This is a genomic window from Haloferax sp. ATB1 (genome assembly GCF_000730175.1).
This window is the reverse complement of sequence record NZ_JPES01000069.1, coordinates 13,273-30,334: the sequence shown is the minus strand read 5'-3', so window position 1 is coordinate 30,334 and position 17,062 is coordinate 13,273. Positions and strand designations below refer to the sequence as shown.

At 57.5% G+C, this 17,062-nt stretch carries 15 protein-coding genes and 2 pseudogenes; 16 read left to right on the top strand and 1 reads right to left on the bottom strand.

Annotated elements, in window-relative coordinates; all coding sequences use genetic code 11:
• Nucleotides 1-117: 117 nt before the first annotated feature.
• Nucleotides 118-495: a Rid family detoxifying hydrolase gene (locus tag ATB1_RS11025; protein WP_042663742.1), complete on the bottom strand. Its 378-nt coding sequence runs from the start codon at nucleotides 493-495 to the stop codon at nucleotides 118-120.
• A 206-nt stretch (nucleotides 496-701) separates the two neighbouring features.
• Here ATB1_RS11025 and glyA point away from each other — a divergent pair, with 206 nt between their 5' ends.
• The 16 genes and pseudogenes from glyA to folP all read left to right on the top strand — a co-directional run bounded on the left by glyA (nucleotide 702) and on the right by folP (nucleotide 16,683).
• Entirely contained in the window at nucleotides 702-1,952 is a 1,251-nt protein-coding gene (gene glyA / locus ATB1_RS11020; protein ID WP_042663741.1) for a serine hydroxymethyltransferase, read from the top strand.
• A 23-nt stretch (nucleotides 1,953-1,975) separates the two neighbouring features.
• The gene (gene lipA / locus ATB1_RS11015; RefSeq protein ID WP_042663740.1) at nucleotides 1,976-2,902 is read left to right on the top strand and encodes a lipoyl synthase; all 927 of its coding nucleotides are present in this window, start codon (nucleotides 1,976-1,978) and stop codon (nucleotides 2,900-2,902) included.
• Between the two features lie 50 nt (nucleotides 2,903-2,952).
• A complete protein-coding gene (gene pdxS / locus ATB1_RS11010; RefSeq protein ID WP_042663739.1) occupies nucleotides 2,953-3,861 on the top strand; it encodes a pyridoxal 5'-phosphate synthase lyase subunit PdxS in 909 nt (302 codons plus the stop codon).
• 175 nt (nucleotides 3,862-4,036) lie between these two features.
• Nucleotides 4,037-4,648: pseudogene (locus ATB1_RS24380) on the top strand (DUF5058 family protein); the annotation flags it as partial.
• A gap of 158 nt (nucleotides 4,649-4,806) precedes the next feature.
• Nucleotides 4,807-5,565: a hypothetical protein gene (locus tag ATB1_RS11005; protein ID WP_052367929.1), complete on the top strand. Its 759-nt coding sequence runs from the start codon at nucleotides 4,807-4,809 to the stop codon at nucleotides 5,563-5,565.
• Nucleotides 5,566-5,608: 43 nt separating this feature from the next.
• On the top strand, nucleotides 5,609-6,898 hold the full coding sequence (locus ATB1_RS11000; RefSeq protein WP_052367933.1) for an amidohydrolase: 1,290 nt from the start codon (nucleotides 5,609-5,611) through the stop codon (nucleotides 6,896-6,898).
• A 151-nt stretch (nucleotides 6,899-7,049) separates the two neighbouring features.
• Nucleotides 7,050-8,027 (top strand): NADPH:quinone oxidoreductase family protein, encoded by a 978-nt coding sequence (locus tag ATB1_RS10995; RefSeq protein WP_042663738.1) that lies wholly within the window; start codon nucleotides 7,050-7,052, stop codon nucleotides 8,025-8,027.
• Nucleotides 8,028-8,091: 64 nt separating this feature from the next.
• Nucleotides 8,092-8,337, top strand: a complete 246-nt coding sequence (locus ATB1_RS10990) for an acyl carrier protein (protein WP_042663686.1) — start codon at nucleotides 8,092-8,094, stop codon at nucleotides 8,335-8,337.
• Between the two features lie 2 nt (nucleotides 8,338-8,339).
• Nucleotides 8,340-9,557, top strand: a complete 1,218-nt coding sequence (locus ATB1_RS10985) for a beta-ketoacyl synthase (protein ID WP_042663737.1) — start codon at nucleotides 8,340-8,342, stop codon at nucleotides 9,555-9,557.
• Nucleotides 9,558-9,559: 2 nt separating this feature from the next.
• Nucleotides 9,560-10,018, top strand: a complete 459-nt coding sequence (locus tag ATB1_RS19890) for a holo-ACP synthase (RefSeq protein ID WP_241768189.1) — start codon at nucleotides 9,560-9,562, stop codon at nucleotides 10,016-10,018.
• Between the two features lie 101 nt (nucleotides 10,019-10,119).
• Entirely contained in the window at nucleotides 10,120-11,067 is a 948-nt protein-coding gene (locus tag ATB1_RS10975; RefSeq protein ID WP_042663736.1) for an ACP S-malonyltransferase, read from the top strand.
• Nucleotides 11,067-11,810 carry a 3-oxoacyl-ACP reductase FabG gene (gene fabG, locus ATB1_RS10970; RefSeq protein WP_042663735.1) on the top strand — a complete coding sequence of 248 codons (744 nt, stop codon included), beginning with the start codon at nucleotides 11,067-11,069 and terminating at the stop codon, nucleotides 11,808-11,810. Before ATB1_RS10975 ends, fabG begins: the two co-directional genes overlap by 1 nt.
• A gap of 172 nt (nucleotides 11,811-11,982) precedes the next feature.
• Nucleotides 11,983-13,041 (top strand): aromatic amino acid transport family protein, encoded by a 1,059-nt coding sequence (locus ATB1_RS10965; RefSeq protein ID WP_052367931.1) that lies wholly within the window; start codon nucleotides 11,983-11,985, stop codon nucleotides 13,039-13,041.
• A 155-nt stretch (nucleotides 13,042-13,196) separates the two neighbouring features.
• Nucleotides 13,197-14,453 (top strand): folylpolyglutamate synthase/dihydrofolate synthase family protein, encoded by a 1,257-nt coding sequence (locus ATB1_RS10960; RefSeq protein ID WP_082256375.1) that lies wholly within the window; start codon nucleotides 13,197-13,199, stop codon nucleotides 14,451-14,453.
• Between the two features lie 45 nt (nucleotides 14,454-14,498).
• Nucleotides 14,499-14,972: pseudogene (locus tag ATB1_RS23265) on the top strand (IS4 family transposase); the annotation flags it as partial.
• 865 nt (nucleotides 14,973-15,837) lie between these two features.
• The gene (folP, locus tag ATB1_RS10955; protein ID WP_343122540.1) at nucleotides 15,838-16,683 is read left to right on the top strand and encodes a dihydropteroate synthase; all 846 of its coding nucleotides are present in this window, start codon (nucleotides 15,838-15,840) and stop codon (nucleotides 16,681-16,683) included.
• Nucleotides 16,684-17,062 lie beyond the last annotated feature (379 nt).

Genomic DNA, 17,062 nt, shown 5'->3' with positions numbered 1-17,062 from the left:
CACTGTCGCAGTCAGTAACTGTCAGTCGGGGACGAGAGGCCGCCGCTTGCGGGCGGCTCGGGGTTTCGTTCCGGTGGAGCAAAATAACTGTTCGATGCCTCGTCAGAGGCAGTTGCGTTACTTGCTGGCGACGGCTTCGATCTCGACGCCGACGCCTTTCGGAAGTTTGTCGACACCGACGGCGCTCCGAGCAGGCGGCTCGTCGTCGAAGTACCCGCTGTACACCTCGTTCATTTCGTCAAAGTCGTCGATGTCATCGAGGAAGACGGTCACTTTGAGCACGTCGCTCATGCCGAGGCCCACCTCGTCCAGCACTGCCTCGACGTTCTTGAGTGACTGTTCCGTCTGCTCGGCGATCGGTGCATCATCTAGGAGTTCGCCGTCGGGTGTCGCGGGGATCTGTCCGGCGGTAAATACGATGTCGTCGGTCTCGGTCGCCTGGCTGTACGCACCGACCGCTGCCGGCGCTTCGGTTGTCTCTACGGTTTGCACCATACAGCATTCACGCTACTACACCGACTTAAAACATGGTGAGTTTGGTAGCTGGACGGTTGTTCTAAGCGGCCGAGCAGTGTGGGGAGTCACCTCCTCTTTGAGCTAGCAGTTTTCAGGTCTACTAAGTGGACATGACATTGTGATATCGTTCCGCACGCTAGACTTGACCAAGATTTTTTATACTATCGGTGGGATTCACTCAGTGTATGTTACCAGACAGCGGTCTGGCAGCGACGGATCCCGATGTCCAAGCTGCCATCAGCGGAGAGAAACGCCGACAGGAATCGAACTTGGAGATGATTGCGTCAGAGAATCACGTCTCCGAAGCCGTCCTCGAGGCGCAGGGATCGGTGCTGACCAACAAGTACGCCGAGGGGTATCCCGGATCGCGGTACTACGGCGGCTGCGAACACGTTGATACCGTGGAACAGCTGGCGATCGATCGCGCGAAAGAGCTCTTCGGCGCCGACCACGCGAACGTTCAGCCACACAGTGGCACGCAGGCCAACATGGGCGTCTACTTCGCGATGCTGGATCCTGGCGACCGAATTCTCTCGCTGGACCTGACCCACGGCGGCCATCTCTCACACGGTCATCACGTCAACTTCTCCGGGCAGTACTACGAGGTCGAACAGTATGGCGTCGATCCGGAGACGGGGTATATTGACTACGACGAACTCGCCGATCACGCCGAACAGTTCGATCCGGACCTGATCGTCAGTGGATCATCAGCGTACCCCCGCGAGTTCGATTACGAGCGCATCGGCGAGGTCGCTGACGCCGTCGACGCGTATCACCTTGCGGACATCGCCCACGTCACGGGGCTCATCGCTGGCGGGGTCCACGTGAACCCGGTCGAGGACGCCGATTTCGTAACGGGGAGCACGCACAAGACGATCCGCGCCGGACGCGGCGGGATGATACTCACGACGGAGGAACACGCCGAGGCGATCGACAAGGCGATGTTCCCCGGCGCGCAGGGCGGGCCGTTGATGCACAACATCGCCGGCAAGGCCGTTGGCTTCGGGGAAGCACTCACCGACGAGTTCACCGAGTACACGGAACAGGTCGTCTCGAACGCGAAAGCTCTCGCCGATGTGCTCACCGATCGCGGAATGTCTCTTGTCAGCGGCGGCACCGACAAGCACCTCCTCCTCGTCGACCTGCGTGACTCGCATCCGTCTGTCACTGGAAAAGATGCCGAGGAGCGACTGGAGAGCGTCGGGATCACGGTCAACAAGAACACAGTTCCAGGCGAGTCGCGGTCTCCGTTTGTCACCAGCGGTATCCGTGTCGGGACACCGGCGCTGACGACGCGCGGGTTCACCGAGTCTGAGATGGAGCAGGTCGGTCAGTATATCGTCGATCTCCTTGACGATCCGGGCGACGACAACCTGGCCGAGGAGGTATCGACAGAGGTGGACCGGCTCTGTTCGGAGCATCCCATCTATGACTGATCGTCGATCGACCATCGAACCCCATGAGCAAGGCACGTAAACCAGACTGGCTGAAGATTCGACCGCCGTCAGGCGAGCGCTTCACGGAGATCAAACAGTCGCTCCGTGAGCGAGACCTCCACACGGTTTGTGAGGAAGCCAACTGCCCGAACATGGGCGAGTGCTGGAGCGGACGGGACGGCCCCGGAACGGCGACGTTCATGCTGATGGGCGATCGCTGTTCGCGTGGCTGTAACTTCTGCGACGTCAAGACCGGCGGGATGGAGCCGCTGGACTTCGACGAACCCTCGAACGTTGCGGACGCCGTCGCCGACATTGGTCTCGATTACGTCGTCCTCACGTCGGTCGACCGCGACGACTTGCCCGACCAGGGTGCGGGTCACTTCGCTCGAACCATCCGCGAGATCAAGGAGCGGGATCCCTCAATCCTCGTGGAGTGCTTGATTCCAGACTTCCAGGGTGACCCCGATCTCGTCCGGAAGATTATCGACGCCGATCCGGACGTGATCGCCCACAACATCGAGACGGTCGAGCGCCTCCAGTGGCCCGTTCGGGACCGCCGTGCCGGCTACGAACAGTCGCTCTCGGTCCTCGAGCAGGTCGATCGTGAGACCGACATTTACACGAAGACGAGCCTGATGCTGGGAGTCGGTGAGTACGCTCACGAGGTGTACCGGACGATGTCGGACCTTCGGGAGGCCGGCGTCGACATCGTGACGCTGGGTCAGTATCTCCAACCCTCCCGCTCGCACCTCGACGTCAGCGAGTACGTGCATCCGGACGCCTTCGACACCTGGAAGCGCGTTGCCGAAGACGAACTGGACTTTCTCTACTGTGCCTCTGGTCCGATGGTCCGCTCGTCGTACCGCGCCGGCGAGCTGTTCGTCGAAGCGATACTCGAAGGCGAGGATATCCAGCAGGCGCGCGAGCGCGCCAGAGCCCAATCGTGACAAAAACTATGTACAGATTCGGAAACCGAACATGAAACCAAATATCAAAAATGCCAGAAGACGCTGAACTCGAGGAACTCAAGCACGGACACGATCTGATCAAACGCGGCTTCGCCCGGATGCAGAAGGGCGGCGTGATCATGGACGTCGTGAACCGCGAGCAGGCCCGGATCGCCGAGGACGCCGGCGCGGTCGCGGTAATGTCCCTAGAAGCGGTTCCCGCCGACATTCGCAAGCGCGGGGGAGTCGCCCGAATGGCCGACCCCGCCGACGTGGAAGCGATCATCGATGAGGTGTCAATCCCGGTGATGGGAAAGTCCCGGATCGGTCACACCAAGGAGGCCCAGATCTTGGAATCGACCGGTGTCGACATGATCGACGAGTCGGAGGTCCTGACGCCCGCCGACGACCGCTATCATATTGACAAGCGCGAGTTTACAGCGCCGTTTGTTTGCGGCGCGCGCAACCTCGGCGAGGCGCTCCGGCGCATCGACGAGGGCGCGGCGATGATCCGCACTAAGGGCGAAGCCGGTACCGGCGACGTCAATCAGGCCGTCCACCACCAACGCAACATCAAGGGATCGATCCGTACACTCGAAGGAATGACCCATCAAGAACGCGAGAGGTGGGCCCGCGAACACGAAGCACCCGCCGAACTGGTCCACGAGACCGCTGAGATGGGCCGCCTGCCGGTCGTGAACTTCGCGGCCGGTGGCATCGCGACGCCGGCCGACGCCGCGCTGATGATGCATCACGGCTGCGACGGGATCTTTGTCGGCTCGGGCATCTTCGGCGCCGAGGATCCCGAGGCGATGGGCACCGCTATCGTCGAGGCCGTCAACAACTGGGACGACTCCGACGCGCTGGCCGAGATCAGCAAGAACGTCGGCTCGGGTATGAAGGGCGACGCCAACGTCGACCTGCCCGAGGAGGAGATGCTGCAGGGTCGCGGCGTTTAATTTGAGCGCGACCGCGGTGTCGACAGTACAGCGGCAAGAGTCGATACCGCAGGCATCTGCTGGGATAGTTAGTGTCCGGCTACGAACGCGCCGAATTTATCGGGGTAATGTAAGGATATCTAGAGATTGAATTCCGGACCTGCGACCATCACCGGTGATTATATATGTTAATCTGATGCACGGGGTACATGCTATGGTATGGCATGAGATGGCGCCGATAGCACCGGCGTATATGGACATCGCCAACAGTCCGTGGTTGTGGCTCTCGACAGTTCCGGTCGTTTTAGCCGTGCTGCTGCAGGCCACTCTCTTTCTGCGGCGTGCATGGAACGACGGGAAGGAGATGGGGCTCTCGGAGGAGAAACTAGAGACTGGATTCAAAACGGGACTGATATCGGCTATCGGTCCCTCAGTCGCGGTGTTGGCGGGAATGTTAGCATTGATTGCGACTGTTGGTGGTCCCGTGGCATGGATGCGTCTCACGGTGATCGGGTCGGTGGCGTTCGAGCTACCTGCCGCCGAGTTAGGCGTTAGCCAGTTCGGATACAGCTTGGGTGAGGAGGGCATTACCGAAACAGCGTACGCGACGGCAGTTTGGGCGATGACACTTGGCGGCACCGGCTGGCTACTCGTCTCGGCGTTTGGCACGCGGCACATGGAGGCGTTCAGAACGAAGATCAGCAACGGTAACGAAAAACTCCTCCCGGTGATTAGTGCAGCGGCGATGCTCGGTGCGTTCGCGTATTTCCTGAGCGGCGAAGTCACTGCAGGGACTCAGGAGACCGCTTCCGTCGCCGTCGGAGGGCTCGCGATGCTTGCACTGTTACACATTGCTGATAGGTCGCGACATTCAGTGGATCAGAGAATGGTCGCTTGGCATAGCAATGTTCGTCGGGCTTCTGGCCGGCGTCGCCATGCAAGTGACCGTTGGAGGTTGGTGGTAACATGTCTAAAGGTCAGAGTACGCAAGTCAGTAGCACCCAAACGGCGGACGATAGCGATGTTTATCAGGAGCAGTTTATCCCCTACGTCAACAAATGGGGAAGGGCGACCAATCTCCTCGCAGTCGTGCTCTCGTTGGGACCTGCGGTTACGCTACTGGTCGCCTTCGACATCCTGGCTCCTTCGTCAGCAATCATCGGGGCGTTCGCCGCGGTTGCGGTCACATTCGGGTGGGCTTGGGTCATTGAGCCGCTGTCGTATTACCCGGTCCTGGGTATCCCTGGAACGTACATGGCGTTCCTCTCGGGGAATATCTCGAACCTGCGATTACCGTGCGCAGCGGCGGCTCAGGAAGCTGCAGACGTCGAAACGGGGACGCCGCAAGCGAGTATCATCTCAACGGTAGCGATAGCGGCCTCAATCTTCGTCAACACGGCGATGCTGGGAGTCGGTGCGTTCGCGCTCGTTTCGGTCTTCCAGGCACTCCCCGAGCTGTGGAGAAATGCACTCGAATCGTATCTGGTACCGGCGGTCTTCGGTGCTATCTTCGCCCAGTTCGGGCGGGACTACCCGAAAGTTGCGGGTATCGGGTTCGTGATCGCACTGAGTATGACGCTGCTGTTGGAACTCGGATACCTGGCTTTCCTCCCAAGCTACCCCCTGTACGCAGTGATCATCGTCTCCGTATTCGGCACGACGCTCATCGCTCGCTGGATGTGGTACAAGGATATGGTCTCGCCGCCCGACAAAGCAGACGAATAACGCACAGATAGCACAACGAACAAACACACATCACAACACACCTATGACAACGAAAATCCACCTCCCGACGGAACAGGAACTCATTGACCTCCGACGCGAATTTCACGAATTTCCTGAACCCGGGTGGCGCGAGTTCTGGACCACAGCACGGATCGTCGACGAACTCGAACGTCTAGGTATCGATCAGATTCACGTCGGGGCTGATGCGCTCAATCCCGACGAACGACTGGGAGTCCCGGACGAACAAGAACTCTCCGAGTGGCACGAACGAGCGGCAACTCGGACGGATCGAACTGACGTCCTTGAACAGGTTGCAGGCGGACATACCGGGGTCGTCGCGGTCGTCAATCGCGGTGATGGCCCGACGGTAGGGCTTCGTGTCGATATCGATGCTCTCCCGATTACCGAATCGACCGACGAGAGCCACGCGCCGAGCACCGTTGGATTCCGCTCTGAGAACGAGGGGTTCATGCACGCGTGCGGCCACGACTCGCACATTGCGTTCGGCTTGGGAACGCTCCAGACTGTCCTCGAAAGCGACTTTAGCGGCACGTTCAAGGTCTTTTTCCAGCCCTCCGAGGAACTCCTCGGAGGCGGGAAAGCGATGGCCGCCGGACCCCACATCGGCGATGTTGACTACCTGGTTGGAACGCACGTCGGTCTCGATCATCCGATCGGGACTGTGGTTGCGGGCATCGACGAGGCACTTGCCTTTTCGCGCTACGATATCACCTTCACCGGCAAATCTGCACACGCCGGGTTAGCGCCGAATGAGGGCCGTAATGCGGTCCAAGCGCTCGTGGATGCCACGAGCAATATCTACGGTATCCCGCGTCACAGAGATGGGGCCACACGGGTGAACGTCGGTGAGATCAGTTCCGACAATGCCGCCAACGTGATCGCAGATAAAGCGACTGCGACAGTAGAGATGCGGGGAGAATCGGACGAGTTGATGGAATATATGCGCGATTCAGTTCGTCGGCACATCCACTCAGCGGCACAAGCGCATGGGTGTGAAGCCGAGACCTCGCTTATCGGAGAGGCAATCCGCGAGGACAGTGACGAGGAACTGGTCGATATCGTCGACGGCATTGCAAGAGGCGTCGACGGCGTTTCCTCAGTGCGTCGACGTGCTAGCGCGGGTGCCAGCGAGGACGTGACCTACCTTATGCGGGCCGTCAAAGAGAACGGTGGTAAAGCGACGTTTGTCGGAATCGGTGGTAATACCGGCGGCCATCATACACCGACGTTCGATATCGATGAAGATTGTCTGCTGATCGGTGTCGCCGTTCTCTCGGAAACCGTGCTCGAGTTCCTGTCACGAACCAGCTAGATCCGTATCGTATGAAAGCGTCTCCAAGGTTATTGGGTGAGGAGATTGTAACCTGCACGGCCGAACAACAGAAACAGGCTACGACAATTGATAGAAGGCACCAATCTGTGGGACGGCCTGTAGCTGTCTCACCGAGCGGGGGAACCTGAGAATGAAAGCCATTACAGCCGTTGAATACGGCGGTAGCGACGTTCTGACAGTCACTGACCGAAATCCACCGTCGATCGAGAACGACGAATCAGAGGTTCAAATTAACGTTGACGCTGCCGGCGTGAACTTCGCCGACGTCGAACAACGACGTGGGAACTATCCGGAGGGGCCCTCCCCACCGTTCGTCCCTGGTCTCGAAGTCGCTGGGACCGTCACCGCTGCTCCAACGGAAGCGAGTATCGATGTCGGTGACCGGGTTGCAGCACTGACCTCCACCGGAGGGTACGCTCAGATCGCAACAGCACCAGTCGATCGGACGTTTCGGGTCCCTAAATCGCTCTCCACTCGCGAGGCGGTAGCAATTCCTGTTCAAGGCCTGACCGCACATAATATTCTCCACGAGTGGGGACGATTAGGTTCTGAGGAACGCGTCTTGATCCACGCTGCTGCTGGCGGTGTCGGTTCGCTAGCGATTCAGCTGGCTGCCACTGCAGGTGCGGAAGTGTTTGCCACTGCGAGCACCGATACAAAGCTCGATATCGCGAAAGAACTGGGTGCCGATCACGCGATCAAGTACTCCGAAACTAACGTGGCAGAATCGGTTTCTGCGCGAACTGACGGCAAGGGCGTCGATCTCGTTCTCGATGGCGTCGGCGGCAATGCGTTCGCCGAAAGCGTAGAGGCGCTCGCACCAAATGGCCGAATCGTCTCGTTCGGGATGGCCAGCGGGTCGATCCCGACGGTGGCGGTACCTCGACTGTTTTTCGAGAACCAGTCGATCATTGGATACCATCTCGAGCACGCGTTCGAGCATGTTCCACATCGCGTCTATATGGCGGTCCCGAACCTGCTCGATCACCTGCACGCCGGCCGAGTCGAACCTATTATCGGTGAGACGTTCGCGCTGACTGAGGCGAGAGCGGCCCACGACGAACTGACGAACCGCGAGACCGTTGGCAAAGTCGTCCTCGAACCGTAAGGAGGTCTTGTCGTCGCCAGTGACAAACGGTATTATTTTACTCACCGATGCGAAAGCGTAAGACATGGCTGACTCGCCCAGCATCAGCACCCAAATCGATACGATTGTCGCGGACAGACTACGCGTCGACATGGATTCGTTCGATGATTCGACCGCACTCAAAGGAGAGACACTGGACGCCGAATCGCTTGATATCGTCGAACTCGCCGAGGTGATTGAAGCGGATCTCGGTGTCCACATCCCCGACGAAGATCTCGCGGAGATCGAGCAAGTCAGAGGCTTCAAAGAATACGTCAAGGAACACGTCTGAGCATGGATCGAGATGTCGTCGTGACTGGCATCGGGATGGTCACACCACTCGGAATGACCGCGGACGAAACCTGGGAGGCGGTGTGTGCGGGCACCACCGCCGCTGATCCAATCACTCGGTTCGACCCCAATGGGGCAGCCGTTCGGTCACAGATCGCGTGCGAAATCGACGGGAGTCCGGCAGATGAAACGGCCAGTGGCTGGATCGATGATCGGATGATGGGACGATACGCGCAGTTCGCCATTACTGCAGCCGCGGAAGCGATCGCGGATGCTGAATTCGATCCCAGTGAACCCTCTTGGACGCCATGTCAAGTCGGCACCAGTGTCGCTTCGACATTCGGCGGGCTTTCGGAGATCGAAGCCGCCACTGGTCAACGGCCGTCGCCGCGGTTTCTCATCACCGCGCTCGCGAATCTCGCGGCCGGTCACGTCAGTATGTGTTTCGACGCGAAAGGGCCGAACCGATCACCTGCGACGGCCTGTGCAGCCGGTGCTCACGCGATTGCCGATGCAGTCGACGACATCCGGGCCGGGCGCGCAGATATTGTGATCGCCGGGGGAACCGAGGCGCCAATCACCCCAACCGGTGTTGGCGGATTCGACGCGATGCGGGCGCTCAGCACACGAAATGAGGCGCCAGAACAAGCGAGTCGTCCGTTCGACGCCGATCGAGATGGGTTCGTCCTCGCGGAAGGGGGAGGGATTCTCATCCTCGAAGAGCGCAGTCACGCGGACGAGCGCGGCGTCACGCCGTACGCGGCCATTACGGGTTCTGGATTGACCGCCGACGCCCACCACCCAACACGGCCGGCCAAAGGGGGGCAGGGTCTTCGGCGGTGTCTCGAGCGTGCACTCAAGGATGCGACTCTGGATTCGGACGCTGTCGATCATGTTAACGCACATGCGACGAGTACACCGACCGGCGATGCCCGGGAGGCTGAGGCACTCCAGTCCGTGTTCGACACCGTTCCGCCAGTCACGAGCGTCAAAGGCGCACTCGGGCATGCTCTCAGTGGTGCCGGAGCCATCGAGAGTGCGATTATTGCTACGGCAATCGCTGAACGGACGATCCCACCGACAGCGAACTACGAGAACCCGGATCCGGCGTGTGATCTTCCAGTCGTGACTGAAGCGTGCAACGCCCCTATCGACGCCGCTGTGACGACCTCCGCCGGCTTCGGTGGAATCAACGCCACGCTCGTCTTCGAGCAAGCATGACAATGTGTGAAGAAGACGCCTTGGGCGGCAACATTGGAATTGGATCTAGCGCCGACGACGGCTATTGTGAGACCTTCGCTGACATCGAGTCGAGGGCTGACCGATCCATCGACTCCGGTTCCGTCGTTCGCCACGGCATTGATCTCGTATCGATTGAGAGAATTGCCTCTCTCCTCGCAGAATTCGGCAAATCGTTCCGTGACCGCGCGTTCACGGACTCGGAGCAAGCGTACTGTGAACGCCGAGGGACGCCATCGCAGCACTATGCGGCTCGATGGGCGGCCAAGGAGGCGTTTTGTAAGACGCTCGACGCTGAATCGCCTGCGATTCCGCTGGACTCGATTGAGGTTGTTCGTAAACGGGCCACCCCACACCTTCGGATTAAACCGCCCGCGAACGAAGCACTTGGCAGGACGCTCGACCGAAGAAATATATCTCTACGAAACAGCAGATATCGCTGATCAGCCTCAGTCACGACAAGGACGCCGGATACGCGATCGGCTCTGTGACCGTGTTCAGTATCGAACCGTAGCTCGACGAGGAGGACTCCACGACACAACATATGAACCAGGACAACCGACCCGCAACGCTCGCAGACACGGCATTCATCTTCCCCGGACAGGGGAGTCAACAGCAGGGGATGGGAAAGAGCTTCTACGAAGCGTGGCCAGAGATGCGCACGGCTTTCGACAGTCTCGACGGCGCACTCGATAGTGACCTGTACGAGCTCTGCTTCCAGGCGGGAACGAGAGAACTCGCACAACCACGTACCGCTCAGCCGACTCTACTGGCCGCCGGATACGCGACGTACCGAGGTGTTGTATCTCGGTTTGACGTGGAGCCCGCCTTCGTTGCCGGTCACAGTTTGGGACATTTCACCGCTTTAACAGCTGCCGGCATGGCGTCACCTGCTGATCTCGTTGATGTCGTTCATCGACGGGGAAAGTTCATGGAACGCGCCGAACAAGTGGCTGGACCAGGGATGATGCTGGCAGTATTACTTGCAGATCCTGAAACTGTTGCCGATGTCTGTCGAAATCGTGATGATGTGAATGTAGCGCTGTACAACGGACCAAAACAGACCGTGATTAGCGGGTCGATCAGCGGCGTCAAGGAAGTTCGAGCGACCCTTTCTAACGCAACGACTGCTCGGTTCCGCGAACTCCAAGTCGGTGCAGCATTTCACTCTTCAATCATGGCACCCGCCGTTGACCCTCTTGAGAGGGTTTTCGAAGATATCTCACTGAAGGAAGCGGCAATACCAATCGTCTCGGATGTTTCGGGGCGAGTCTACACAGACCCAGCGATCGCTCGACAGGATCTTACCAACCAGATCACGTCGTCCGTCGACTGGATCGGCGCTATCGAGGAGTTACGTCAACGCGGCGTCACTCGCTACATCGAGTTTCCGCCGGCTGGCGTCCTAGCAGGTCTCGTCAAGCGTATCGATCCGGACGCTGAGTGCCACACGCTGGAGACGCCTGCTGATGCACGGTCGGTGTTTGCGTAATGGTCAGCTTTCAGGACGACGTCGCCGTCGTGACCGGTGGAACGCGAGGAATTGGTCGTGCAGTAGCGATGCGCCTCGCTGATGGCGGTGCAACAGTGATCGTCACCTATCACGACGACGAGGAAGCGGCTGAACAGACGACCGAAATGCTAGCAGCATATCCGGCCGCCACTAGGGTTGAGCCGTGCGACGTGACCAACTTCAACGAGGTGGCAGCAGTCTTCGAGATGATCTCCGACCGATACGGCTCGCCGACGGTTCTGATCAACAACGCAGGAACCATGGAGAACGGACTGCTCGTTCGCATGACGCCTGAACAGTGGCACAACGTCATCGAGACCAATCTATCTGGTGCGTTTTACTGTACGCGTGAGGCGGCTCGGCTGATGCTCCGAAACCGTGGTGGTCGGATCGTGAACGTCGCGAGCGTCGCGGCACAGCGCGGCTGGGCGGGGCAGGTAAACTACGCTGCAAGCAAGGCAGGACTGATCGGACTGACTCGCGCGGCGGCACGAGAACTGGGCGAGAAAGGTATTCGTGTCAACGCCGTTGCGCCAGGATACACTGACACTGACCTCATCGAAAATACGACCAGCTACGAGGACGAGGTAGAGGACTATACGGCAAGCGGACGGCTGGCAACGCCGAAAGAAATCGCAGATGTAATCGCATTTCTGGCGAGTGAGACTGCCTCATACGTTAACGGCGAGGTTCTGCGGGTTGATGATGGGCTCTTATCCTAATATCGGTCTGACCCCTAGCGAATACCCATACTGAACGCGAAGGCGATCCGTCTCGCTTCAGCCTCTCACGAAACCTGGTCGCTGCTCGATGAGAAAATATAATTCTAAACTGAGTAACCAAAAGTTTAAGTTTTAACATTCAGCAATAATCGTCTGTGGTGATTAATCAATAATGACGTTCACAGAGGAACTACGCGGCGCAAGTCTCATCATCGGGAGCATCATCGGTGCCGGTGTCCTCGGGATACCATACGCTGCCGCTCAAATCGGGCTGCTCCCATCGTTACTTCTCATGCTGGTCGTGGGCGTGTTACTGTACGCAACCTCCATCATTCTGCTTCGGTTCTCGGCGAAGAGTGGTGGCAGCCAGATCGTCACCTTGGCCAGTGATCTGCTGGGGCGTCCGGGAGGGTACCTCATGATGGGCGGTATGATGGTCTACATTTACGGCGCACTGCTCGCGTACACCTCCGCTGGCGGCCAGACGCTCGCCGCTATCACGCCGCTCAGCGAGGTCATGGCCGCGATTCTCTTCTGGATCGTTGCCTCGTTCATGATCTACCAAGGTCTGGAGGCCTCGATTAAGATGGAGTTCGCTCTCGTCATCGGGATCGTCTTCCTGTTCTTAGTCGTGGCGCTCACGAGTCTCCCCCATGGGGATCTCTCCAACGCCGATACCGTCGACATGGGTGCTTGGCAGGCCTTCGTCGGCGTCGCACTCTTTGCCTTCGTCGGGCACGCGATGATTCCGGACGTCTACAGGTCCATCGGCGACTACGAGGCGGCCAAGCGGAGCATCCGCCTGGCTTTCGTCCTGATCTTCGCGCTCTACGTGATTCTGACGGTCGCCTTCGTCCTCGTCTTCGGACGCGAAGTGCCACAGATCGGGCCGCAGGCCTTCGAACAGATCTACGGTACGAGCGGCTTGATCATCGGCAACGTCTTACCACTGATCACCGTTATGACCAGTTTCATCGGCTTCGGCCTAGCTCAGAAGAACAACTACGTCGACTACAATGGCCTCTCAACGAGTGTCGCATGGGCCCTAACCGCAGTGCCGCCGCTGGTGATTTACCTCTACGGGGTCCGAAGCTTCGTCGGCACGCTCAAGATTGCAGGCAATGTTGGGGCGCTCATCATAACGTTGCTCGTCCCAATCGCGATGTACGTCGTCTGGAATGTCCGAGGCTCTGACCCGTCCGTCGCTGAACCTTCCAGTTCCACAGACTAATAGACGGATACCGCACCGCTGAGTAGCTTAAAGTCAGGAGCAATTGCGAGAGTGAACGGTTTCCTGTCCCGTGTCGTGGGTCCCGGCACAGGACGTTATTTTGGGTAATAGAGGAGAAAAACACATTAATACCGATACCGATGAACCTACTTGATATGGAGTACCATGAGGCGGTCGACTATCTAGAGAGTCTGGATTGCTCTCGCCCGAATCTCGGGACGGAGACGACCGCTAAGATGCTTTCCGGCCTCGGCAATCCACATGAGGGAGTCGACTGCGTTCAGATAGCGGGATCAAACGGGAAGGGGAGTACAGCGGTAATGCTCGAACGCATACTGCGAGAAGCGGGTCACGATGTCGGGTTGTACACCTCACCGGACCTGAACGGCTTTCGCGAGCGGATCCGGGTTAACGGGCGGAAAGTCCCAAAGGCACACGTCCGATCGTTCGCTAAGGAGATTAAACCGTGCATCGCCCAGCTACGCGACGACGGTGACTGCCCTACGTACTTCGAGATTCTGACCGTCCTCGCGTTGCAGCATTTTAGTAGCGAAGACGTCGACGTTGCAGTCCTCGAAGTCGGGGTCGGCGGGCGGCATGACGCGACGAGTGTCGTCGACCCGGTGGCGAGTGCCGTCACGAACGTCAGTCTCGAACACACCGACGTCCTTGGCGAGACGGTCGAAGAGATCGCCAGAGATAAAGCCCAAGTCGCACCGGACGACTCCCCGCTCGTGACGAGTGCGGACGGCACCGCACTCGACACGATCCGAGCCGAAACGCCGGTCGTCACTGTGGGCGACACGGCAGCCGATATCATCACCCAGGAGGAGCCAATGATCTCGAACGACGAAACGACTGTTTCGATAATCGGTCCGAACTGGGACGTCACGACGAATCTATCGTTGATTGGTCAACACCAAGCGACTAACGCCGGCGTTGCGGCAATGCTCGCCCGACAAGTGGCGAACGTCGATACTAAGACGATCGAGCACGGCCTCCACAACGCTTACTGGCCGGGGAGATTCGAGGTACTGTCGACGAAGCCATTGGTAATCCTTGATGGTGCGCACAATCCGGCAGCGTGCTCCGCACTAGCTACTCTCGTCAATCGATACGAATTCGATGAGCTACACCTCGTGTTCGGCGCAATGAAAGAGAAAGACCACTCCAAGATGGCGACAATACTCCCTGAATCGGACGTGCTTCACCTCTGTCGACCGGGTGTGAGCCGAGCTGCGTCATTCGACACGCTCGCTGGTGCATTCGAGACGAGCTCTCCCCGGATAGAACGGAACGAAACAGTGAAAATAGCGGTCGAACACGCGCTCGACTTGGCGGACGACGACGATTGCGTGCTAATCACCGGTTCACTGTACGTCGTCGCCGAGGCACGCAATTGGTGGATTTGATTCCAAATTCCGACATAAACAGGTACGCTGCAAATAAACAAGTAAACACGGTTGGTGGGCTTCAAGCAGCGTCCACGATGAGAAGCGTCCGACTGCGACGATGGCGTTCTACGTCGAGACAGTGACCGCAACGAGGACACTAACGACTATCTCCAGCAGATGACGAACCTGCCGGATGAGTTCACGTCGGAGCAAGTCGCGGCGTTGTACGTGGTGTAGTAGAAAGGAGAAGTACTGTTCCGTGAGTTGAATCGAAGTACGGGTTGGAGAAGTTCCAGACAAGCGACCCAGCAATCGTGAAGCTGTTCGTGGTAGTAGCTCTGCTGACGTGAGCGTTACAGAGCTTACTGAGCGTGTTTCAGAAGATGTACCCAGGATGGTGTTTCAGCGAGAATACTGGGCGAAGATTTTGTGATCTTTCGCTCAACTCATTCTCGAAGACAAAGGTCATCGTACGGGCGTCCACTACCGAACTTGGCGGAATTGGTTTCTCATGACGCCAAGCAACCAGACAGATCTCTTCCGTGCCGGGCGGTAGGTAGTCGAAGGTCTAGCCGAAGGGACTGGCAAGTAGGAACATCTTACTGTAGCCTACCGAGGACGAGAGGAGACTGTCTACGAAAGCAGCAGTGAACAACCGGTTGGGGTGGACTATCACCTCCGCACTCGCGAGTCATCACCCGTAGTTCATCTCAACATGTGATTATCTCTGGAACCTTCTGGGAGACTATTGGCCTCAACGACATTCCAAATGTATCTTTCAGTCACTTATTTGAGGGGGTGGCCCTGATTTCGATTATATCGAAGTAGTCCCCTCGAATCAAATCTCTGATCCAGAAAGCAGGCAGAGAGGCAGTATATCTCGTTATTTACGAAGTATCTGAGATGTAGGAGCATCGCCAGTACTTGTGAATATTGTATGACTTTGAACCAATGATCTGGCCCAGTTTCGTGACCTGAATAAAAGATTACGCCCCTAGTGTTGTAATTAAATTCGACATCGTAGTTGGATATCTCGGAGTTAGTATTTGACACTCGAAGAAGATAGTAGTCTACATGGCAGCTCTAATCATTACAAGTTCTATGAGCAGAGTAACCAACGAACCACTCGAAATGACTGTTTTCTGATATATTTCTTAATTGTGTTCATACTGCACAACCGGAGTTCCGATATTATCGAACATTTTTGAAAGGTGCTGTTGACTAGCACCGCTACAACTCTTGTACTGGGTATGATAGGGAAGACAACTCAACGAGACAGTGGAAATGAATATTTGCGTGGATAAACCGTAGAAGATGGCGATAAGCGAGAAGCCATCAAACTGAACAAGTCACCAACGTTGCTTCGCAAGTCATAGGGCTTATCTCACCTACCAGACGACGTATGAATATGAACTGGAGCCAAACACTTGAGAGTACAGAACATACACAAGTCATGGGTATCCTGAATGTCACTCCAGATTCGTTCTCCGACGGTGGTTGCTACACGTCTCTCGAGAGCGCAGTCGAACGCGCACGTAAAATCGATGAAGCAGGTGCCGACATCATCGACATTGGGGGAGAGAGTACTCGACCTGGGGCAGACCCAGTGTCCGTCCAAGAAGAGCAGGAACGGGTTCTCCCTATCCTCGAACGGATTACCAGTAATTCTGATATCGATGCGTTGGTTTCGGTCGATACGTACAAGCCGAAAGTTGCTAAGGCGGCCCTTGATGCCGGCGCTGACATGATCAACGACCAGAACGGACTTGAAGACCCCGAGATGCAGTCACTCGTTGCCGGCCGTGAGTGCAAAGCAGTACTTATGGACGCGGTCAATCTGCCCGTCGATAACACATACAGACCGGAAACTGACGATATCGTAGCTGACGTTTGTGAACGTCTGGAACAGCGTGTCGAACGCGCTCGTGCTGCCGGGATCTCTGACGACCAGCTCATCCTCGATCCGGGGATCGGCTTCGGAACTGACACAGAAGGCGACCTCGAACTACTCGCACGAACTGATGAGTTTACTGCCCTCGGCTTTCCAGTACTCGTCGGTGCGTCGCGTAAGTCGTTTGCCACGGAATTCTCCGACTTGCCTTCTAATGAACGAGTTGGGTCGAGTCTCGCTGCGCACCTCGTCGCTGCGAAGGGTGGCGCAGATATCGTACGAGTTCACGATGTTGCTGAAACTGTAACTGCACTCCGGACAGCAGAGGATCTGTGGAATCGACAACTCAATCAGTAGTATGTCAGACGCTCTGCGTCCCATTTCAGAAGAGCGGGTCAGCGAAGCACTCGCTGATCACGTCTGCGAGTTCTCGATTCGTACCGGTTGCAAGAACGACATTTATCTTCAATGTACAGAAGTCCACTAAGTGGACGGGAAGCACCTGCTGACTGAGATCGAGGGTATACGACCCGTGACGTGCATTGGGACAAACGATGGACTCCGGCAACGATCCGGTACCATCACACTTGTTATCTGATCAGGGGGTTGACGGTGGTATCGAGCCACTCGGATGGGATATTGCGATGCTGAACAAGGTAGCCATCGGAGCAGCGTTCGTTCAGACTACAGATCCGATGGGTCGATTTGAATTCGAATTTCGATATCGTCGGGATCG

Coding starts and splice junctions, on each gene's coding strand:
- ATB1_RS10975 (WP_042663736.1), top strand. CDS start 10,120: ATGAACCAGGACAACCGACCCGCAACGCTCGCAGACACGGCATTCATC.
- ATB1_RS10995 (WP_042663738.1), top strand. CDS start 7,050: ATGAAAGCCATTACAGCCGTTGAATACGGCGGTAGCGACGTTCTGACA.
- ATB1_RS11025 (WP_042663742.1), bottom strand. CDS start 495: ATGGTGCAAACCGTAGAGACAACCGAAGCGCCGGCAGCGGTCGGTGCG.
- pdxS (WP_042663739.1), top strand. CDS start 2,953: ATGCCAGAAGACGCTGAACTCGAGGAACTCAAGCACGGACACGATCTG.
- ATB1_RS11005 (WP_052367929.1), top strand. CDS start 4,807: ATGTCTAAAGGTCAGAGTACGCAAGTCAGTAGCACCCAAACGGCGGAC.
- ATB1_RS10965 (WP_052367931.1), top strand. CDS start 11,983: ATGACGTTCACAGAGGAACTACGCGGCGCAAGTCTCATCATCGGGAGC.
- ATB1_RS10985 (WP_042663737.1), top strand. CDS start 8,340: ATGGATCGAGATGTCGTCGTGACTGGCATCGGGATGGTCACACCACTC.
- ATB1_RS11000 (WP_052367933.1), top strand. CDS start 5,609: ATGACAACGAAAATCCACCTCCCGACGGAACAGGAACTCATTGACCTC.
- folP (WP_343122540.1), top strand. CDS start 15,838: ATGAATATGAACTGGAGCCAAACACTTGAGAGTACAGAACATACACAA.
- fabG (WP_042663735.1), top strand. CDS start 11,067: ATGGTCAGCTTTCAGGACGACGTCGCCGTCGTGACCGGTGGAACGCGA.
- ATB1_RS19890 (WP_241768189.1), top strand. CDS start 9,560: ATGTGTGAAGAAGACGCCTTGGGCGGCAACATTGGAATTGGATCTAGC.
- lipA (WP_042663740.1), top strand. CDS start 1,976: ATGAGCAAGGCACGTAAACCAGACTGGCTGAAGATTCGACCGCCGTCA.
- glyA (WP_042663741.1), top strand. CDS start 702: ATGTTACCAGACAGCGGTCTGGCAGCGACGGATCCCGATGTCCAAGCT.
- ATB1_RS10960 (WP_082256375.1), top strand. CDS start 13,197: ATGGAGTACCATGAGGCGGTCGACTATCTAGAGAGTCTGGATTGCTCT.
- ATB1_RS10990 (WP_042663686.1), top strand. CDS start 8,092: ATGGCTGACTCGCCCAGCATCAGCACCCAAATCGATACGATTGTCGCG.